The organism is Pseudoxanthomonas sp. X-1 (assembly GCF_020042665.1).
Taxonomy (GTDB): domain Bacteria; phylum Pseudomonadota; class Gammaproteobacteria; order Xanthomonadales; family Xanthomonadaceae; genus Pseudoxanthomonas_A; species Pseudoxanthomonas_A spadix_A.
Map to the genome: position 1 here is coordinate 16,889 of NZ_CP083376.1, position 18,365 is coordinate 35,253.

General features: G+C 70.1%; 14 protein-coding genes. 11 read left to right on the plus strand and 3 right to left on the minus strand.

The genetic code is table 11. The features are described from left to right. Window positions 1-47: 47 nt before the first annotated feature. Window positions 48-1,994 carry a M61 family metallopeptidase gene (locus LAJ50_RS00085; protein ID WP_138654190.1) on the plus strand — a complete coding sequence of 649 codons (1,947 nt, stop codon included), beginning with the start codon at window positions 48-50 and terminating at the stop codon, window positions 1,992-1,994. Between the two features lie 199 nt (window positions 1,995-2,193). Here the strand turns inward: LAJ50_RS00085 and LAJ50_RS00090 are convergent, their stop codons facing one another. Continuing rightward, a complete protein-coding gene (locus LAJ50_RS00090; protein ID WP_138654192.1) occupies window positions 2,194-2,634 on the minus strand; it encodes a MarR family transcriptional regulator in 441 nt (146 codons plus the stop codon). A gap of 204 nt (window positions 2,635-2,838) precedes the next feature. Here LAJ50_RS00090 and glgX point away from each other — a divergent pair, with 204 nt between their 5' ends. Continuing rightward, window positions 2,839-4,965: a glycogen debranching protein GlgX gene (glgX, locus tag LAJ50_RS00095; RefSeq protein ID WP_138654194.1), complete on the plus strand. Its 2,127-nt coding sequence runs from the start codon at window positions 2,839-2,841 to the stop codon at window positions 4,963-4,965. A 282-nt stretch (window positions 4,966-5,247) separates the two neighbouring features. Further along, entirely contained in the window at window positions 5,248-6,108 is an 861-nt protein-coding gene (locus LAJ50_RS00100) for an SDR family oxidoreductase (RefSeq protein ID WP_224096414.1), read from the plus strand. A 555-nt stretch (window positions 6,109-6,663) separates the two neighbouring features. On the opposite strand, the gene LAJ50_RS00105 is transcribed toward LAJ50_RS00100, so the two are convergent. After that, window positions 6,664-7,770, minus strand: a complete 1,107-nt coding sequence (locus LAJ50_RS00105) for a catalase family protein (protein ID WP_205961546.1) — start codon at window positions 7,768-7,770, stop codon at window positions 6,664-6,666. Window positions 7,771-8,219: 449 nt separating this feature from the next. Here LAJ50_RS00105 and LAJ50_RS00110 point away from each other — a divergent pair, with 449 nt between their 5' ends. Genes LAJ50_RS00110 through LAJ50_RS00120 form a run of 3 tightly spaced genes read left to right on the plus strand, consistent with a single transcriptional unit; the run spans window position 8,220 to window position 11,942 of the window. Then, window positions 8,220-9,587, plus strand: coding sequence for an alpha/beta hydrolase (locus LAJ50_RS00110; protein WP_138654255.1), 1,368 nt, complete (start codon window positions 8,220-8,222; stop codon window positions 9,585-9,587). Next, a complete protein-coding gene (locus LAJ50_RS00115) occupies window positions 9,584-11,107 on the plus strand; it encodes a GMC family oxidoreductase (RefSeq protein ID WP_138654198.1) in 1,524 nt (507 codons plus the stop codon). The genes LAJ50_RS00110 and LAJ50_RS00115 overlap by 4 nt, the downstream gene beginning before the upstream one ends. A 31-nt stretch (window positions 11,108-11,138) precedes the next feature. Beyond that, a complete protein-coding gene (locus LAJ50_RS00120) occupies window positions 11,139-11,942 on the plus strand; it encodes an SDR family oxidoreductase (RefSeq protein WP_138654200.1) in 804 nt (267 codons plus the stop codon). Between the two features lie 245 nt (window positions 11,943-12,187). Here the strand turns inward: LAJ50_RS00120 and LAJ50_RS00125 are convergent, their stop codons facing one another. Further along, window positions 12,188-14,005 (minus strand): glycoside hydrolase family 15 protein, encoded by a 1,818-nt coding sequence (locus tag LAJ50_RS00125; protein WP_138654202.1) that lies wholly within the window; start codon window positions 14,003-14,005, stop codon window positions 12,188-12,190. Between the two features lie 216 nt (window positions 14,006-14,221). On the opposite strand from LAJ50_RS00125, the gene folE reads away from it, so the two are divergent. The 5 genes from folE to LAJ50_RS00150 all read left to right on the plus strand — a co-directional run bounded on the left by folE (window position 14,222) and on the right by LAJ50_RS00150 (window position 18,241). Further along, entirely contained in the window at window positions 14,222-14,824 is a 603-nt protein-coding gene (folE, locus tag LAJ50_RS00130) for a GTP cyclohydrolase I FolE (RefSeq protein ID WP_130551397.1), read from the plus strand. Window positions 14,825-15,115: 291 nt separating this feature from the next. Beyond that, window positions 15,116-15,700 (plus strand): manganese efflux pump MntP family protein, encoded by a 585-nt coding sequence (locus tag LAJ50_RS00135; RefSeq protein WP_130551396.1) that lies wholly within the window; start codon window positions 15,116-15,118, stop codon window positions 15,698-15,700. Beyond that, complete coding sequence (locus LAJ50_RS00140) at window positions 15,693-16,091, plus strand: YchJ family metal-binding protein (protein ID WP_138654204.1); 399 nt, start codon at window positions 15,693-15,695, stop codon at window positions 16,089-16,091. The genes LAJ50_RS00135 and LAJ50_RS00140 overlap by 8 nt, the downstream gene beginning before the upstream one ends. A gap of 163 nt (window positions 16,092-16,254) precedes the next feature. Then, window positions 16,255-17,316 (plus strand): NAD(P)-dependent alcohol dehydrogenase, encoded by a 1,062-nt coding sequence (locus LAJ50_RS00145; RefSeq protein ID WP_138654207.1) that lies wholly within the window; start codon window positions 16,255-16,257, stop codon window positions 17,314-17,316. A 67-nt stretch (window positions 17,317-17,383) separates the two neighbouring features. Continuing rightward, window positions 17,384-18,241 (plus strand): D-hexose-6-phosphate mutarotase, encoded by an 858-nt coding sequence (locus LAJ50_RS00150; protein ID WP_130551393.1) that lies wholly within the window; start codon window positions 17,384-17,386, stop codon window positions 18,239-18,241. The last annotated feature ends 124 nt before the right edge of the window (window positions 18,242-18,365 follow it).

The window sequence follows — 18,365 nt, forward strand, 5'->3', positions numbered from 1 at the left end:
ACCGATGCTACGGTGGTTCATCGCCCTGATCCATGCTGGAGCCCGTCATGCCCTTCGTCCACCGCGCCGCCGCTTCGGTGTCGCGTTCCCACACCCGTCTGGCCGCCGCGCTGGGCCTGGCGCTGCTGGCCGGCACGGCCTCGGCGCAGATCGTGCGCAAGGCCGATGTCCCGCCGCCGCAGGACGTGGCCTATCCCGGCCAGATCCAGCTCAAGGTCGATGCCAGCGACACGCGCCAGGGCATCTTCCGCGTCCACGAGTCCCTGCCGGTGCAGGCCGGCCGGGTCACGCTGCTGTATCCGGAATGGATCCCCGGCGCGCATTCGCCCAGCGGCCCCGTCGCGCAGCTGGCCGGGCTGAGCTTCAGCGCCAACGGCCAGCCGCTGCCGTGGAAGCGCGATCCCTATGACGTCTATGCCTTCCATGTGGACGTGCCGGCCGGGGTGTCCACGCTGGAGGCGGACTTCCAGTACCTGTCCAGCCGCGGCGGCGGCTTCCAGATGACCGACCGCATGCTGATGCTGGACTGGGACCAGATGTCGCTGTATCCGGCCGGCTACTACACGCGCGGCATCCAGGTGCAGCCCAGCGTGACCCTGCCGGCCGGCTGGCAGTTCGGCAGCGCCCTGCGCGCGGCGTCGAAGGACGGCGCCAGCACCACCTTCAATCCGGTGTCGTACGAGACGCTGGTCGATTCGCCGATCTACGCCGGCCTGCACTTCAAGCAGGTCGATCTGACGCCCAAGGGCGGCGCGCCGGTGATGCTCAACATCGTCGCCGACGAGCCCAAGGACCTGGAGATCACGCCCGAGCAGCTGGCCGCGCATCGCGCGCTGCCGGTGCAGGCCACGCGCCTGTTCGGCTCGCACCATTACGACCACTACGACTTCCTGTTCTCGCTGTCCGACGAGCTGGCCGGCAACGGCCTGGAGCATCACCAGTCCAGCGAGAACGGCCTGGACCGCGGCTACTTCACCGGCTGGAAGGACAACCCGACCGACCGCGACCTGCTGGCGCACGAGTTCACCCACTCCTGGAATGGCAAGTTCCGCCGCGGCGCGGACCTGTCCACGCCCAACTTCAGCGAGCCGATGGGCGATTCGCTGCTGTGGGTGTACGAGGGCGCCACGCAGTACTGGGGCTTCGTGCTGACCGCGCGCGCCGGGCTGTGGACGCCGCAGCAGTTCCGCGACGCACTGGCGATGGTGGCCGCCAACTACGACCGCAACCGGGTCGGCTTCCAGTGGCGCACGCTGGAGGACACCACCAACGACCCCACCGCGGCCCATCGCGAGGCACTGCCCTACCGCAGCTGGCAGATGAGCGAGGAGTACTACAGCGCCGGGCAGATGGTGTGGCTGCAGATCGACGCGCGCCTGCGCCAGCTCACCGGCAACCGCAAGTCGCTGGACGATTTCGCCAAGGCGTTCTTCGGCGTGGACGACGGCAGCTACGTGGTCCATCCCTACACCTTCCAGGATGTGGTCAACGCGCTGGATGACGTGGCCCACGACGACTGGGCGGGCTTCCTCAAGACGCGCGTGCAGACGGTGGCCCCGCCGCTGCTGGACGGCATCGCCGCCAGCGGCTGGAAGCTGGTCTACACCGACACGCCCAGCGAGTACGAGACCCAGTACAACCGCGCCGCGCAGTCGCCGCGCCACCGCTACAACTTCGCCTGGTCGATCGGCCTGACCATCAACCCGGACGGCACCATCAACGACGTGCGCTGGAACGGCCCGGCGTTCAAGGCCGGGGTCAGCACCGGCGCCAAGCTGGTGGCGGTGAACGGGCAGGAGTACTCGACCGAGACGCTGGCCCAGGCGATCACCGCCGCCAAGGGCAGCCAGGCGCCGATCACGCTGCTGCTGCAGTTCCAGGGCGGGCTGCGCACGGTGCAGGTGGATTACCACGACGGGCTGCAGTATCCGCACCTGGTGCGGGTGGACGGCACGCCGGACTACCTGAGCCAGATCATCCAGCCGCGGGGTTGAGGGCGGTTGGCGGGGCCGTGGCTGGCGGCGGACCAGCCACTGTCATCCCCGGAAAACTTCGACTCGTCCGCGCAGCCACATGCGTCGTTCCCGCGTTCTCGGGAATGACGGTGGAGAGGTCTGCGGGTGCTGGAGCGGCAGTGCGCAGCGCACGCGACCGTTCTTTGCCGGAGCGAGGGTGTGGGAGCCGGCCTTGCGCTCAGCGGCCGCGGGCGGCGCCTTCCACGATGCGGTAGAGCTTGAGGACCGCTTCCATCTCCGAGTCGGTCATCTCGCCGAAGGTCTTCTTGCGCAGGGCGTTCAACTGGCTTTCCAGCTGCTGGCGGATGGCTTCGCCGGCGTCGGTCAGCCAGAGCTTGTTGGCGCGGCGGTCGCTGGCGTCGTTCTCGCGTCGCACCAGCCCGGCCGCGGCCAGCTTGTCCAGGATGCGCACCAGCGAGGGGCCTTCGACCCCGATCAGCTGGGCCAGCTCGATCTGGCGCACGCCGCCACCGGAGCGACCGATCATCAGCAGCGGGGTGGTCATCGCGTTGGACAGGCCGTGGCCGGCCAGTGCCGCGTCGACCACCTTCTGCCATTGGCGGCCGGCCTGCATCAGGCCGGAGGACATGCGGAAGCGAAGCGGATCGGAGGCGGCCATCAGGGCGGTGGGGACGCGCGGGGAGTGACCGACATACTATCGATTGCGCGAAGGTTGTCACGCTGGATTCACCATCAGTGTTGTTCGACGCCGCCGGTGGCGGCCGGCTGGTGGCCGCCGGGAAGGATCGCCATGCGCTGACGCGACCTAGACAACGGCGCCCACATGCTCGGCCCTCCCCACCATGGCCCTGCCCCCCCCCCGATGCCCAACGCCCCATCCCCCAAGTACGCCAGTCCCTCGCGCGTGCGCGAAGGGCGCCCGTTCCCGCGCGGCGCCACCTACGATGGCAAGGGCACCAACTTCGCCTTGTTCAGCGCCAACGCCACCGCCGTGGAGCTGTGCCTGTTCGACGAGGCCGGCAACGAGACCCGCATCGAGCTGCCCGAGTACACCAACGAGATCTGGCACGGCTACCTGCCCGACGTCGGCCCTGGGCAGCGTTACGGCTACCGCGTGCACGGCCCTTATGCCCCGGCCGAAGGCCACCGCTTCAACCCCAACAAGCTGCTGCTGGACCCGTATGCGGTGGAGATCGAGGGCGACCTGATCTGGGCCGACGAGCTCTACGGCTACACCGTCGGGCACCCCGATGGCGACCTGAGCTTCGACGAGCGCGACAGCGCGCCGTTCATGCCCAAGGCCGTGGTGGTGCAGGACGACTACGACTGGGAGGACGACGAGCGGCTGCTCACGCCGTGGAGCCAGACCCTGGTCTACGAGACCCACGTGCGCGGCTACACCAAGCGCCATCCGCAGGTGCCGCAGGACCTGCAGGGCACCTTCGCCGGCCTGGCCCAGGCGCCGGTGCTGGACTATATCAAGTCGCTGGGCGTCAGCGCGGTCGAGCTGCTGCCGGTGCATGCCTACCTGGACGATCAGCACCTGCTGGACCGGGGCCTGCGCAATTACTGGGGTTACAACACGCTGGGCTTCTTCGCGCTGAAGTCGCGCTACCTGGCCAGCGGCCACCGCGACGAGTTCCGCGACATGGTCAAGGCCATGCACCGCAAGGGGCTGGAGGTGATCCTGGACGTGGTCTACAACCACACCGCCGAGGGCAACGAGATGGGCCCGACGCTGTCGTTCAAGGGCATCGACAACGCCAGCTACTACCGCCTGGCCGACAACCCGCGCTATTACATCAACGACACCGGCACCGGCAACACGCTCAACCTGAGCAACTTCCGCGTGGTGCAGTTCGTCAACGACTCGCTGCGCTACTGGGCGCGCGAGATGCATGTGGACGGCTTCCGCTTCGACCTGGCCACCATCCTGGGGCGCGAGCCCAGCGGCTTCGACCAGCGCGGCGGCTTCCTCGACGCCTGCGGCCAGGACCCGCTGCTGAGCCAGGTCAAGCTGATCGCCGAACCCTGGGACTGCGGGCCGGGCGGCTACCAGGTGGGGCACTTCCCGCCGGGCTGGGCCGAATGGAACGACAAGTTCCGCGACAACGCGCGCACGTTCTGGCGGGGCGACGAGGGCAAGCTGGCCGAGTTCGCCACGCGCTTCACCGGCTCGGCCGACCTGTTCGACCGGCGCGGGCGGCGGCCGTGGTCGTCGGTGAACTTCATCACCGCCCACGACGGCTTCACCCTGCGCGACCTGGTCAGCTACAACGAGAAGCACAACGAGGCCAATGGCGAGAACAACCAGGACGGCTCCAACAACGACGGCTCGTGCAACTACGGCGTCGAAGGCGAGACCGACGATCCGCAGATCAACGCCCTGCGCGAGCGGCAGATGCGCAACCTGCTGGCCACGCTGCTGCTGGCCAAGGGCACGCCCATGCTGCTGGCCGGCGACGAGCGCGCGAAGACCCAGGGCGGCAACAACAACACCTATTGCCAGGACAACGAGATCACCTGGATCGACTGGGACGCCGACCCGACCGAGGGCCGCCTGGCCGACTTCGTGCGCCAGCTCACCGCGCTGCGCAGCCGCTATCCCATCCTGACCCGTGGCCGCTTCCTCAACGGGCAGTACAACGAACAGGCCGGCGTGCGCGACCTCACCTGGCTCAACCCCGGCGGCAGCGAGATGGAGGAGGCGCACTGGAGCGATGGCGGCGCGCGCTCGGTGGGCCTGCTGCTGGAGGGCAAGGCGCAGGTGTCCGGCGTGCGCGAGTACGGTCAGGACGCGACGCTGCTGATCCTGATCAACGCCTATCACGAAGGGGTCAGCTTCAAGCTCCCCGATGCCGAGACGCACCTGAAGTGGGAGTTGGTGCTGTCCACCGACGAGGCGCTGGGCAGCGACGTGGTGCCGGAAGGGGCGCAGGACTTCCTCGCGCCGCCACGCAGCATCAGCGTGTTCGAGTGCAAGAGCTGAGGACCTGGCGCGGGCGCTGAGGGATCGGCTCCCTTCCCGTTCTTTCGGATGCAACGTGGAGCGTCGCTCGACCGGGCGACGCTCCTTTTTTTGTGCGTGTGAGCGCGTGGCGTGTTTGGCGATGAGCATGGATCGTCGTCGCGCGGTCGCGCTTTGTCATGCCCGCATGATGAATCGGCGCGGATAAGTTCACGGCCACTTTTTGCGCGCGCGGCCAGGATGGGTCACTCCCCGCACGCGCCATCGCCGTGCCCTTCGACCATCGACCGCAGGAGTCTCGCCATGCCCGACTATCCCCGCCCCCCGTTCCCGCCGCAGCAGCAGAGCTTCCCGGGCAAGACCAGCAAGATGGAGCCCAAGCCCGATATCGGCGAGGACAGCTACCAGGGCCACGGCCTGCTCAAGGGCAAGCGCACGCTGGTCACCGGCGGCGACAGCGGCATCGGCGCCGCGGTGGCGCTGGCCTTCGCGCGCGAAGGCGCCGATGTGGCCATCGCCTATCTGCCCAGCGAGCAGGACGACGCCGACCAGGTGGCCTCGCTGATGGAGCAGGCCGGCGGCAAGGTACTCAAGGTCGCCTGCGACATCAGCCAGCCGAGCGAGGTCGAGCGCCTGGTCGGCGAGGTGAAGTCCGCCTTCGGCGGGCTCGACGTGTTGGTCAACAACGCGGCCTACCAGAAGTACTTCCAGTCCATCGACGAGGTGACGCTGGAGGAATGGCGCAAGACCTTCGACACCAACGTGCATGGCACGTTCTACGTGACCAAGTGCGCGCTCGAGCTGCTTGGCGAGGGGGCGTCGATCATCAACACCGCCTCGGTCAATTCCAAGGACCCCACGCCCAACATCCTGCCGTATTCGACCACCAAGGGTGCGGTGGCCAACCTGACCCTGGGCCTGGCGCAGTGGCTGGCCGAGCGCAAGATCCGCGTCAACGCGGTGCTGCCGGGGCCGATCTGGACGCCGTTCATCCCGGCCGGCATGGCCGAGGACAAGGTGAAGAACTTCGGTTCGCAGACGCCGTTCGGTCGCCCGGGCCAGCCGGCGGAACTGGCTTCCACCTACGTCATGCTGGCCAGCGACAGCTCCAGCTACACCTCGGGCGCGTTGATCACCATCGCCGGGGCGCAGGCGGTGCTGTAAGAAGCGCTGATCGCACTGTCTCAGTGAGAAGGCCCGGGCGCGATGCGTCCGGGCCTTTTTCCATTTCTGGCAGCCGAAGCATTTTGATGCGGGCGGGTTCTGGCTTCGGAGGGCGCTGGCTTCGGAAGTGCAACGGTCCGGTGGGCGGTGGCCGCTGTTCCCTCGATCAGGACATCCTGCCCCCGCCTTAAGGCGCTCGGCTCCTGCCTCGCTCGTCGCGACCACTGTCCGCCGGACCGCTGCCGCGAGCATCGCGTCACAGGGCCTCGGTCGACGAAAGCTTCATCGAAGGAATTCAGAGCTATCGGCCGCGGGGCTTCTACGCCCGGCGCGAAGCCACTGTGCGAGCCGCCATGGCGGCGATGAGGCATTCCCGATGAAGCCTCATCAAGGCTCGAGCATTGTCAGGTAGAGCCCCATCGCCGCCATGGCAGCTCCACCGAGAACGACAACCGCAGCTGTTGTGGTGCGGGTGCAAGGCGCGCATCAACGGGAGGGTAAGGCGGCGAATGCAGAGCGCGCTGCGATCGAGCGAGGCTGCGCTACTAGACTTGCTTAGGTGCTCTCGTCCTGCGCGTCAGGAGCGAGCGAACGATCGTGCAGCGGGCAGCCGGACTTGCGGGCCCGGAAGTCCTGCGAGGCCTCGTAGGCGCGCTTGCGGATGCGCATGATGTCGCCGAGCGGACGATGGTCCTGCACGCCGTGCCACGGGCTGAAGCCCATCTGATCGTCGACCAGGCGGGCCTTGTCCTGGCTCCAGCCGACCTGCGGCGAGGCGATCAGGCGCGCCACCGTGCGGAAGGGGCTTTCCGCTTCGTCCCAGACCACGGTGGCGTCGTCGATGGGCATGCGCTCCAGATCGGTGGACAGCTGCACGCGCAGTTCCCACACGCCGCCCTGCGAGGCGAAGTGCGCACTGACCGCATCGCGCAGCGCATTGGCCTGCTTGAGGTCGACGCGCTCGTCGCGGTGGGCCAGCAGCGCCGGATCCACGGGCACCAGCTGCAGCTTGGCCACATGCGCGCCATAGCGCAGCGGCAGCTGGGTGAAGAAGGTCTCGCCCAGGATGTGGTGCGGCGGCTCGCCGCCCATCGACTTGAGCTTCGCGCTCTGGCCGCCGACCGCTTCGAGCGCGCGTTCGGTGCCGCGCAGCAGAGCCGACAGCACCTGCTTGGTGCGTTCGGCGCGGTCGGTGGTCGGCGCCAGCAGCTTGAGGCTGCGCAGGAAGGCCTTGGCGTTGGGCGCGTTGAACTGCGGGCCGTTGACCATGAGCAGGTCCTGGCAATGCGCTGCTTCGCTGCCCTCCAGGCGCTCGCCGGGCACGTCGAGGAACTTCAGCGCCAGCCCGCGCGGCGTGGAGACGCGGTCGGGCAGCAGATCGCCGGGCGTGGTGGAGAAGCGCATCACCGCCTCGTAGCGGCCCGGCTGTGCGAACAGGCCCTGCGCCAGTTCCGGCGGCAGGCCGGGCAGCACCTCCAGCGTGGCGGCCAGCAGGCCATGGCTCTTGGCATGCACGCTGCGCAGCGCGTGGTGGCTGTCCTCCCAGGTCTGCTGCGAGATGCGCAGCAACACCTCGCTCATCTCCTCGGCCAGCGCGGCCTCGTCCGGATCGGGGAGCGCCATCTGCGGCGCATAGGCGGCATAGCGGCGGGGGTCTGACATGGCGTGGGGTCCTGTGGCCGGCGGAGGCGGGCGAGATCGCGCGAGCCTTGCCGGGGCGCGGTAAATGCGCTGCGAAGCAGGAGGCGGAAAGACCTCACCCGGCGTTACGCGGGCGCGGAGCTTGGCGCGGATGTAGACCCGGCGGACCAGCAACGCGCCCGCTTGGCGAGCCGAGCAGCTCGGGATGCAGCCGCAGATCTGCCCCTCTCTGAGATCTGAAACGTCGCCGCGATCCACCCCCTCTTCGCTCCCGCGCACGCGGGAGCCCATGGACGCTGCGCCACCGGACCGCACGTCCATGGATCCCCGCGTTCGCGGGTATGGCGGACCGAGGCTGACGGGGGCGCATCAATCCGCGCGATGTACACGCGGTGCGAAGCCAGTCTGCACACGGCCCACACCAGGCGGACGCAATGCTCGCGCACCCCTTCGCCCGCCCCGACCAGGCCATGTCCCAGCTCCAGGTGTTCTTCCTCCATGCGCTCGGCGCCAGTGCGGGCGAATGGAAGCAGGTGATCGCGCGGCTGGGCGACCGGGCCGATTGCATCGCGCTGGATCTGCCCGGCTTCGGCGGCACCGCCGCGGGCGAGGCCACCGATGTGACGGCGCTGGTGGACTGGTTCTGCGCCATCGTGGCCGCGCGTGCGCCCTCGCGCTGGTGCGTGGTCGGGCACAGCATGGGCGGCAAGATCGCCACGCTCGCCGCCGCACGCGCACGCGAAGGCGCGCCGGGACTGGCCGGCCTGTGCGGGGTGGTGCTGGTCGCCGCCTCACCGCCGTCGCCCGAGCCGATGGACGAGCAACGCCGCCAGGCGATGCTGGACTGGTTCGCCGACGGCGCGCCCACGCGCGAGCAGGCCGCTGAGTTCGTCGACAACGACTGCGCGCACCGCCTGCAAGAAGCCCCGCGTGAACTGGCCATCGCCGATGTGCGGCGCAGCGACCCGCGCGCCTGGCGCGCCTGGCTGCAGCAGGGCAGCAGGCAAGATGTGTCCGGCCAGGCCGGCCAGATCGCGTTGCCGGCGCTGATCCTGGCCGGCGCCGAGGACGGCGACCTAAACGCCGACGCGCAGCGACGCCTGAACCTGCCGCATTATCCGGACGCGGGCGAGATGGGAGTCATCGCCGATGCCGCGCACCAGATTCCCCGCGAGCAGCCCGACGCGCTGGCGGCGCGGATCGACGCGCTGCTGCGGCGCGCGGAAGCCAGCGCCTTGCCGCCCCGGTTCATCGACCTGCTCAACCTGCCGCGCGTGCAGCCACGCATGCGCGCCGCGCTGCTGGCGCGCCATCGCGGACCGCCGCAGGACGCGCCGCGCGTGCTGTCCGACGCGCAGCGCGCGGTGCTGGCCGCCGTGGTGACCAGCGTGCTGGCGCTGGACGACGCGACGCAGGCGGCTGACCTCGCCCGTCGCGTGGACGTGGGCCTGGCCAGCCAGGCGGGCGATGGCTGGCGCTTCGCCGACCTGCCGGCCGATGCGCAGGCCTGGCCGCTCGGGCTGGACGCGCTGGAGGCGATGACCGGCGGCTGGCGCGCGCTCGATCCGGTGGCGCGGGAGGGGTGGCTGGCCCGCATCGCCCACGGTGAGGCACGGCCCGGCCCGCACAGCGCGCTGGATGGCGCGCAGCTGGCGCGCTGGTTCGAGGACGTGCGCGCCGAGATCGCGCGCACCTGGGCGAGCCTTCCGGCGACCATGGCGGCCATGGGCTACGACGGCTTCGCCACCGGCAACGCGCCAGGCGAAGGCGAGGGCTATGTCCTCGCCGAGGCCGACCAGCGCGAGCCCTGGCAGCTGCTGCCGGACACGCGCGGATGACGGCGGCGCGGGTGGACCGCGTCGAGGCGGTGGTGGTGGGCAGCGGCGCCGGCGGTGCGCCTCTGGCCGCGCGGCTTGCGCAGGCGGGGGTCTCGGTGCTGGTGCTGGAAGCGGGCACGGCGTTCGCGCCCACCGACCATCTGCCCGACGAGCTGACCACCGGCCTGTACTGGATGGAGGAACGCCTGAGTGGCGGCGCCACGCCGACCGCCTTCGGGGCCAACAACTCCGGCCAGGGCGTGGGCGGATCGACGCTGCACTGGGGCGCGTTCTGCCCGCGTCCAGACGCGGCCGAACTGCGCCTGCGCCGCAGCAGCGGCCAGGGCTGGGACTGGCCGATCGCGCACGCCGAACTGATCGACTACATCGCCCGGGTCGAGGCCTTCATCGGCGTGTCCGGGCCCTCGCCGTATCCCTGGGACCCGGCGCGTGCCTATGCCTACGCGCCGCCGCTGCGCAACGCGCCGGCGCAGGCCATGGCGCGCGGCTGCGCGGCGCTGGGCATCACCGCCACCGACAGCCCCGCCGCGCTGGTCACCGCCGCGCACGCGCAGCCGCACTGGGGCACACGGCGCGCCTGCACCAACTGCGGTGCCTGCCACCAGGGTTGCTTCTATGCGTCCAAGGCCGCCGCCGACACCAGCTGGCTGCCGCTGGCGCGCGCGCACGGCGCGCAGGTGCGCGCGGCCTGTCGCGTGGTCGATGTGCACCGCGACGCGCGCGGCCGTGTCGCCGGCGTGGTCTATCGCCACGAGGGACGCGAGTCGAGCGTGGGCTGCGATGCGCTGTTCCTGTGCGCCGGCGGCGTGGAGACCCCGCGCCTGCTGCTCAACCTGGGGCTGGCCAATTCCAGCGGCCAGGTCGGGCGCAACTTCATGGCGCACGTGGCCACCCAGGTGTGGGGCAGGTTCGACGCGGACATGCGCATGAACCGCGGCTACCCCTCGTCCCTGATCAGCGAAGACATGCGCGCGCCGGCCGATGCCGACTTCGCCGGCGGCTATCTGATCCAGAGCCTCGGCGTGCAGCCGCTGACCCTGGCCAACACGCTGGCCCGCGGCGCCGGGCTGTGGGGCCATGCGCTGACCTCGCGGCTGCGCGACTACAACCAGCTGGCCGGCATCGGCATCAACGGCGACTGCCTGCCGGCCGAGGGCAATCGCCTGACGCTGTCCGACGAGGTGGACGCCTTCGGCCTGCGCAAGGCGCGCATCGACTTCAGCTACGGCGCCAACGAACGCGCGCTCGATGCCCATGCCCGGCGTACGCTCACTGCCATCTGGGAAGCCGCCGGCGCGCGCGACATCCTGGCCGCCGACCGCTCGGCGCACACGCTCGGCACCTGCCGCATGGGCACCGATCCGGAACACGCGGTCGTCGATGCCGACGGCCGCAGCTTCGACATCGACAACCTCTACGTCTGCGACAACTCCACCTTCCCCAGCGCGCTGGCGGCCAACCCGGCCCTGACCCAGATGGCGCTGGGCCTGCGCACGGCCGAGCGCTTCCTGGCGGCCTGACCCGACCCCTATCCACCACGAGGAGCACACCATGGATCTCGAAATCAACGGCCGCATCGCCCTGGTCAGCGGCGCCGACTCCGGCATGGGCAAGGAAACCGCGCGCCTGCTGCTGCAGGCCGGCGTGCGCGTAGCCATCACCGACCGCGCCGACGGCACCCTGCCGCAGGCGCTGGAAGAGCTCGCGCCGCTGGGCGAGGTGATCGCGGTGCCCGGCGACGTCACCCGGGCGCAGGACGTCGAGGACATCTGGCAGCAGGTGCGCGCGCGGCTGGGCGAGCCGGACATCTACGTCAACGCCGCCGGCGTGACCGGCGCCACCGGCGACTTCCTCGAGGTGGACGACGCCGGCTGGCTGCAGACCCTGGACATCAACCTGATGGGCGCGGTGCGCATGTGCCGCCAGGCGATCCCGGCGATGCGCAAGCGCGGGTGGGGCCGCATCGTGTTGTTCGCCTCCGAGGACGCCGTGCAGCCCTACGTGGACGAACTGCCGTACTGCGCCTCCAAGGCCGGCATCCTCAGCCTGGCCAAGGGCCTGTCCAAGGCCTACGGCGGTGACAACGTGCTGGTCAATACGGTCTCGCCGGCCTTCATCGCCACCCCGATGACCGACGCGATGATGCGCAAGCGCGCCAAGGAGAAGGGGGTGAGCTTCGAGGAGGCCATCGACAGTTTCCTGGACGAGGAACGCCCCGGCATGGTGCTCAAGCGCCGCGGCCGCGCCGAGGAAGTCGCCGCGGCGGTAGTCTTCCTGTGCTCCGAGCGCGCCAGCTTCATCAACGGCGCCGGCCTGCGCGTGGATTCGGGCTCGGTGTTCACCATCGCGGGGTGAGCGCACGCGAAGGCGCGCGGTCGCCGGTTATCCCGCTTCAGCTCGACAGCGTCATCCCCGCGAACGCGGGGATCCAGGGACGTTCCGTCCGATCGCGCGAAGGCGCTGGACTCTCGCGTTCGCGGGAGTGACGGTAGGTTGGATTGTGGTCGCGGCTGGATCGCGGTGAGATCCAACACCGCGACGTCGATCCGAGGCTGCATCGCGCGCACGCATGCAGGAACGAAGCGCGCGACACCGCCCCTTCATCCCCCGCCTTCGATCTCCGCCAGCGTCGACAGCGCCATGACATGCGCCAGGTGGCTCAGCCCCTGCGGCGTGTTGCCCAGCAGCGCGCCGGTTTGCGGGTCGATCATCTCGCTCATCACGCCGTTGCATGGGGCCAGTGCCTGTCCCAGGCGCTCCAGCCGGCGGCGGGCTTCCACGGGATCGCCCAGGCGCGCATAGCTCTCCGCGATCCAGAACGAACACGCCAGGAAGCAGCCTTCCTCCTGATCCATGCCGCTGTAGCGATAGTGGAAATCCCCGGCGCCCAGCTCCCGGTCCAGCGCCGCCATCGTCAGTTTCAGCCGCTCCGGTCCGTCGAAACCGAAGCGCGCGGCCAGCGCGATGGCCGCATCCAGCCTGTCGCTGCCCGGGTACATCGCGAAGGCCTGCAGGTCCTCGGACCAGCAGTGCGTCTCGATCCAGTCCTTAATGCGATCGCGCTCACGGCCCCAGCGGTCGCGGCAGGTGGTCGGCAGCTGGCCCTGGTCGGCCAGTTCGACCGCGCGCGCAAGCGCCTGCCAGCAGCTGACCTTGGACATGGTGTAGTCCTGCAGCTCCTGCAGTTCCCACATGCCCGAATCGGGCAAGCGCCAGCGGTCGGCGCATTCGTCGGCGATGTGCGAGAGCAGTTCGGCGCTGGCCGGGTCCAGGATGTTGCCGCAGTCGACGAAGCAGTACGCGGTCTCGAAGATGTCGCCATAGATGCCGTGCTGGTGCTGCGCGCCGGCCAGGTTGCCGGTGACCACCGGCTGGGTGCCGCGATAGCCCGGCGCGCGCAGGGCGGACACGTCCGGCACCAGATCGCCATCCAGGGTGAAGACCACGCGCGAGCCATGCCGGCGCAGCTGCCGCAGCAGCCAGGTGAAGGCCGCCTTGGATTCGGCCTCCAGCCCGGCCGCGAGGAACGCCTGGATGGTGTAGCCCGCATCGCGGATCCAGGCATAGCGATAGTCGTAGTTCTTGTGCCCGCCGATGCGCTCGGGCAGCGAAGTGGTCGCGGCGGCGGCGATCGCGCCGGAGGGCGAATACAGCAGCAGCTTCAGCGCCAAGGCGCTGCGCACGAACGCATCGCGCTGGTCGCCGTCGAAGTCCACGTTGCGCGCCCAGTCGCGCCACTCGCGGTCGGTCAGGTCGATGCGGCCGTCGATCTCCTCGATGGTCGGGGCGACCAGGGGCTCGTCCTCGCCCACCACCAGCGCCACCGTGACGCGCTCGCCGGCGGCCACTTCCACGGTGCCGCACGCGCCGGCATCGGACCAGGCGATGTCCAGGCGGTCGTGGTGGATCATCAGGCCCAGCAGCCGTTCGACGTGGAAGACGGTATGCGGCCCGATGCGCGAGTGATAGGGGTTGGCGCTGCGCGCGCGCATGCCCAGCTTCATCTCCAGCCCGAAGCGCACCTGCCCGCGCACGCCGTCGATCCGGCGCGCCAGCTCCGACCAGGGCAGGCGGCCGGCGTTGCCGCTGTTGAGCGACTCGGTCAGGGTCGCCTCGCCGGTATCGGTGGTGAAGGTGGTCACCAGCACGTTGCTGTCGGGCAGGTAGCGGCGCTCGGCGGTGAACGCGCCCTCGGGCGCCAGGGTGAAGTGGCCGCCTTCGGACCCGTCGAGCAGCCTGTCGAACAGCGGTGGGCTGTCCATGTTCGGCGCGCACCACCAGTCCAGGCCGCCGTCGAGCCCGCTCAGCGCCACCGAGCGGCCTTCGCCCAGCGCGCCGTAGTGCTCGATGGGCAGCACGCCCTCGACCCGCCGCGGCGCGAGGGCCCCGGCGCCGCGCGCGTGTGCGTCAGCCGGCATGGCGCTGCCCGGTGCGGCGGGCGTGCGGGTGCCGGGCGTTCGATCGCGTCATGCCGGAATCCTGCGAAAGGGGGGCCCTGGACGTTAGGTGCGCCGCCGCCCAGGCCGGGTGAAGGTGTCCCGGCAACGCGGCGTTGCGCCGGGCGCGCGGGCGCGCCGCCGGCCGGTCCGGTACGATGCCCGCCCCCTTGAACGGTTGCAGCAGAAGGCCGGGCCATGAGCGATTCCGACAACATCCGCGGTGGCGTCAGCCGCGACCAGGCCGAGGATGCCGTGCGCACCCTGCTGCGCTGGGCCGGCGAGGATCCGCAGCGCGAAGGCCTGCTGGACACGCCCAAGCGCGTGGCCAAGGCCTATGGCGACTGGTTCAGCGGCTACCAGCGCGATCCTCGCGAGTACCTGGCGCGCACCTTCGAGGAAGTGGCCGGCTACGACGAGCTGATCGTGCTGCGCGACATCGAGTACGAAAGCCATTGCGAGCACCACATGGCGCCGATCATCGGCAAGGTCCATGTCGGCTACCTGCCCGACGGCAAGGTCGTGGGCATCAGCAAGCTGGCGCGCGTGGTCGACGCCTACGCCCGCCGCTTCCAGGTGCAGGAGAAGATGACCGCGCAGATCGCCCAGTGCATCCAGGATGTCCTGCAGCCGCGCGGCGTGGGCGTGGTGGTCGAGGGCGCGCACGAATGCATGACCACCCGCGGCGTGCACAAGCGCGGGGTCAGCATGGTCACGTCCAAGATGCTGGGCGCGTTCCGCGAGGATGCGCGCACCCGCGCCGAGTTCCTGCGCTTCATCGAGGTCGGCGGCAAGCGCTGACCCGATCGTCCGTGCGTCGCCGCCCCGCGCGGGGCGGCGCATGGCCTGGGCGGATGTGTATACTGCGCGCCCCGCAGGCGCGCTCTAACGTCGCTTACGGGTCTCCTTGGGGAGTAGCCAGCGCTTGCCGGACGGCGGGCGCGCAGCCGTCAACACACTTGGCCTGCACCGGCCATGGCGGATGCAACCACACCGGTTGGCGAGACCAACGAGCAGTCCAGCACGGCTGATGGCCGGCGTGCTGGGCGGTTCGTCGTGTTTCGCATCCCCGGCCTGGTGTCCACAACCCCCATGAATCCGGTTTCCATCCTGCTGCTCGGTCTGGCCATGTCCACCGATGCGTTCGCCGCCGCCCTGGGCAAGGGCGCGGCCATGGCCAGGCCCACGCTCGCCCAGGCGCTGCGCGTGGGGCTGATCTTCGGGGTGGTCGAAGCCATCACCCCGGTCATCGGCTGGCTGATCGGTTCGGCCGCGTCCAAGTACGTGCAGCGCTTCGACCACTGGATCGCCTTCGTCCTGCTCGGCGCGCTGGGCCTGCACATGATCTGGAAGGCGCTGCACGACGACGAGGAAGACGCCGCCGAGGCCGGCGAAGACCGCCACGGCAACGTGGTCACCCTGGCCCTGACCGGCCTGGCCACCAGCATCGATGCGATGGCCGTGGGCGTGGGCCTGGCCTTCGTCCAGGTGCCGATCTACCTGGTGGCCGGCGTGATCGGCCTGTGCACCTTCACCATGGTCACCATCGGCGTGCTGGCCGGACGCGCGCTGGGCGCGATGATCGGCCGCCGCGCCGAGCTGGTCGGCGGCGTGATCCTGATCCTGGTCGGCGCGGCGATCCTGTACGAACACCTCAGCGGGGCGGCCGGTGGCTAAGCCCGTGCCGAACACGTGCCCCTGCGACAGCGGCGCGCCCTACGCGCGCTGCTGCGGCCCGCTGCATGGCGGCGCACCGGCGGCGGATGCCGAAGCGCTGATGCGTTCGCGCTACAGCGCCTATGTGCTGGGCGACGCCGACTACCTGCGCGCCAGCTGGCATCCGTCCACGCGTCCGGCGCAGCTGTCGCTGGCCGACGCACCGGGCCAGCGCACCGTGTGGCTGGGGCTGAAGGTAGAATCGCACACCGTCACCGGCGCCGAGACCGCCGAGGTGGTGTTCACCGCGCGCCTGCGCGTGGGCGGCGGCTCGGCCCAGCGCATGCACGAACGCAGCCGCTTCGTGCGCGAAGGCGGGCACTGGTTCTACGTGGATGGCGACGTCGGCTGACGCGTCGCGCGCAAGCGCGCGAGGGGTGGTCAAGACCAGCGGCGCGTGATGGAGCGTTGCAGTGTTGCGGTGGGTTTCCCGCACAACGTGTCTAGCATCTGTCGCATGACGCACGCGCCTGCCTGCGCGCGTTCTTCCGACACTTCGCCAAGGAGACTCCCCCATGTCCCAAGCCCACGGCTATGCCGCCACTTCCGCCGATGCGCCGCTGGCGCCGTTCGTGTTCGAACGTCGCACGCCCGGTCCGCACGATGTGCAGATGGACATCCTGTACTGCGGCATCTGCCACTCGGACCTGCACACCGCCCGCAACGAGTGGCAGAACACGATCTTTCCCTCGGTGCCGGGCCACGAGATCATCGGCCGCGTCACCGACGTCGGCAGTGAGGTCAAGGGCTTCAAGGTCGGCGACCTGGCCGGCGTCGGCTGCATGGTGGACAGCTGCCGCACCTGTCCTTCCTGCGCGGCGGGCGAGGAGCAGTACTGCGACAACGGCTTCACCGGCACCTACAACGGTCCGCTGTTCGGCGGCGGCGAGAACACCTACGGCGGTTACTCGGACCATGTCGTGGTCGACGAGCGCTACGTGCTGCGCGTGACCCACGGCACCGACAACCTGGCCGCGGTCGCGCCGCTGCTGTGCGCCGGCATCACCGTGTACTCGCCCATGGCGCACTGGCAGGTCGGCCCTGGCCAGTCGGTGGGCGTGGTCGGCCTGGGCGGCCTGGGCCACATGGCGGTCAAGATCGCCAAGGCGCTGGGCGCGCGCGTGGTGCTGTTCACCACCTCGGAGAGCAAGCGTGAGGACGGCAAGCGCCTGGGCGCCGACGAGGTGGTGATCTCCAGGGATCCCGGGCAGATGGCCGCGCAGGCCGGCAAGCTGGATTTCATCCTCAACACCGTGGCCGCCTCGCACGACCTGGATCCGTTCCTCAATGCGCTCAAGCGCGACGGCGCGATGGTGCTGGTCGGCGTGCCGGAACACCCGCATCCGACGCCGACGGTGTTCAACCTGATCATGCGCCGCCGGACCATCGCCGGCTCGCTGATCGGCGGCATCGCCCAGACCCAGGAGATGCTGGATTTCTGCGCCAGGCACGCGATCGTGTCGGACATCGAGATGATCGAGCCCCGCCAGATCAACGAGGCCTACGAGCGCATGCTCAAGGGCGATGTGAAGTACCGCTTCGTGATGGATCTGGCCAAGCTGGACAAGGCCGCATAACCCCGCGCGCGACAGGCGGCGAAGCGACGCGCGGCTACACTGGCCGCCCGTCTTCATGTGCGATGTCATGACCCACACGCTGACCGAGACCACCCTGCACGGCCTGCCCGTGCTGCGGATCGACACGCCGCTGTGCACCGCCCAGCTCTCGCTCTACGGCGGCCAGCTGCTGTCGTTCGTGCCGGCCGGCGGCACCGATGTGCTGTGGCTGTCGCCGTTGGCACAGGGCGCGCCCAAGGCGATCCGTGGCGGCGTGCCGGTGTGCTGGCCCTACTTCGCCCGCGAGCATCAGCCGGCCGACGCGGTCCAGCATGGCTTCGCGCGGATCAGCCCGTGGACGCTGGCCGAGGCGCGCGAGGACGGCGACGGCAACGTGCACCTGGCGCTGGACCTGCCGGCGCACGCCTCCACGCCGCTGCGCCTGAGGCAGACGCTGGTGCTGGGCGCGGGCCTGCAGCAGGCGCTGACCACGCACAACCCTTCCGCGGAGGCGGTCGCCTTCACCGATGCGCTGCACAGCTACTTCCAGGTCGGCGACGCGCGCCAGGTCCGGCTGAGCGGACTGGACGGGCTGGACTACGACGACAAGTTCACCGGGCGGACCTTCCCCCAGTCCGGCGACTGGACCCTGTCCGACCCACGCGATCCCGGCCGCAGCGATCGCATCTACCACGACGCCGGCGGGCACTACGTGCTGCACGACCCGGTGCTGTCGCGGCAGCTGCGCATCAGTACGACGGGCAGCCGCGCGGTGGTGGTGTGGAACCCCGGCCAGGCCGGGGCGCAGGCCATGGCCGACGTGCCCGACGAGGCGTGGCCGGCCTTCGTCTGCGTCGAGGCCGCCAATGCCGGGCGCGATCGCGTCACCTTGGCCCCCGGCGCCAGCCACACGCTGGCCCAGGCGGTGGAAGTGTTGCCGGCTTGACCGGTCGGCCTTTCATGGATCGCGGCGGTCTCACCGGCCCCGGGGGCGGCGCTGACGCTCGCAGGCAAAGGGCCGGTCCGGGCGGACCACGGCAGGGATTCTGTACATCCCCGCGTGCGACCGA

Excerpts from the sequence above, each read along its gene's own strand:
- LAJ50_RS00110 (WP_138654255.1), top strand. The coding sequence starts at position 8,220 with ATGTCCCAGCTCCAGGTGTTCTTCCTCCATGCGCTCGGCGCCAGTGCG.
- LAJ50_RS00120 (WP_138654200.1), top strand. The coding sequence starts at position 11,139 with ATGGATCTCGAAATCAACGGCCGCATCGCCCTGGTCAGCGGCGCCGAC.
- LAJ50_RS00105 (WP_205961546.1), bottom strand. The coding sequence starts at position 7,770 with ATGTCAGACCCCCGCCGCTATGCCGCCTATGCGCCGCAGATGGCGCTC.
- LAJ50_RS00145 (WP_138654207.1), top strand. The coding sequence starts at position 16,255 with ATGTCCCAAGCCCACGGCTATGCCGCCACTTCCGCCGATGCGCCGCTG.
- LAJ50_RS00150 (WP_130551393.1), top strand. The coding sequence starts at position 17,384 with ATGACCCACACGCTGACCGAGACCACCCTGCACGGCCTGCCCGTGCTG.
- LAJ50_RS00090 (WP_138654192.1), bottom strand. The coding sequence starts at position 2,634 with ATGGCCGCCTCCGATCCGCTTCGCTTCCGCATGTCCTCCGGCCTGATG.
- LAJ50_RS00115 (WP_138654198.1), top strand. The coding sequence starts at position 9,584 with ATGACGGCGGCGCGGGTGGACCGCGTCGAGGCGGTGGTGGTGGGCAGC.
- LAJ50_RS00100 (WP_224096414.1), top strand. The coding sequence starts at position 5,248 with ATGCCCGACTATCCCCGCCCCCCGTTCCCGCCGCAGCAGCAGAGCTTC.
- glgX (WP_138654194.1), top strand. The coding sequence starts at position 2,839 with ATGCCCAACGCCCCATCCCCCAAGTACGCCAGTCCCTCGCGCGTGCGC.
- LAJ50_RS00135 (WP_130551396.1), top strand. The coding sequence starts at position 15,116 with ATGAATCCGGTTTCCATCCTGCTGCTCGGTCTGGCCATGTCCACCGAT.
- LAJ50_RS00085 (WP_138654190.1), top strand. The coding sequence starts at position 48 with ATGCCCTTCGTCCACCGCGCCGCCGCTTCGGTGTCGCGTTCCCACACC.
- folE (WP_130551397.1), top strand. The coding sequence starts at position 14,222 with ATGAGCGATTCCGACAACATCCGCGGTGGCGTCAGCCGCGACCAGGCC.
- LAJ50_RS00125 (WP_138654202.1), bottom strand. The coding sequence starts at position 14,005 with ATGCCGGCTGACGCACACGCGCGCGGCGCCGGGGCCCTCGCGCCGCGG.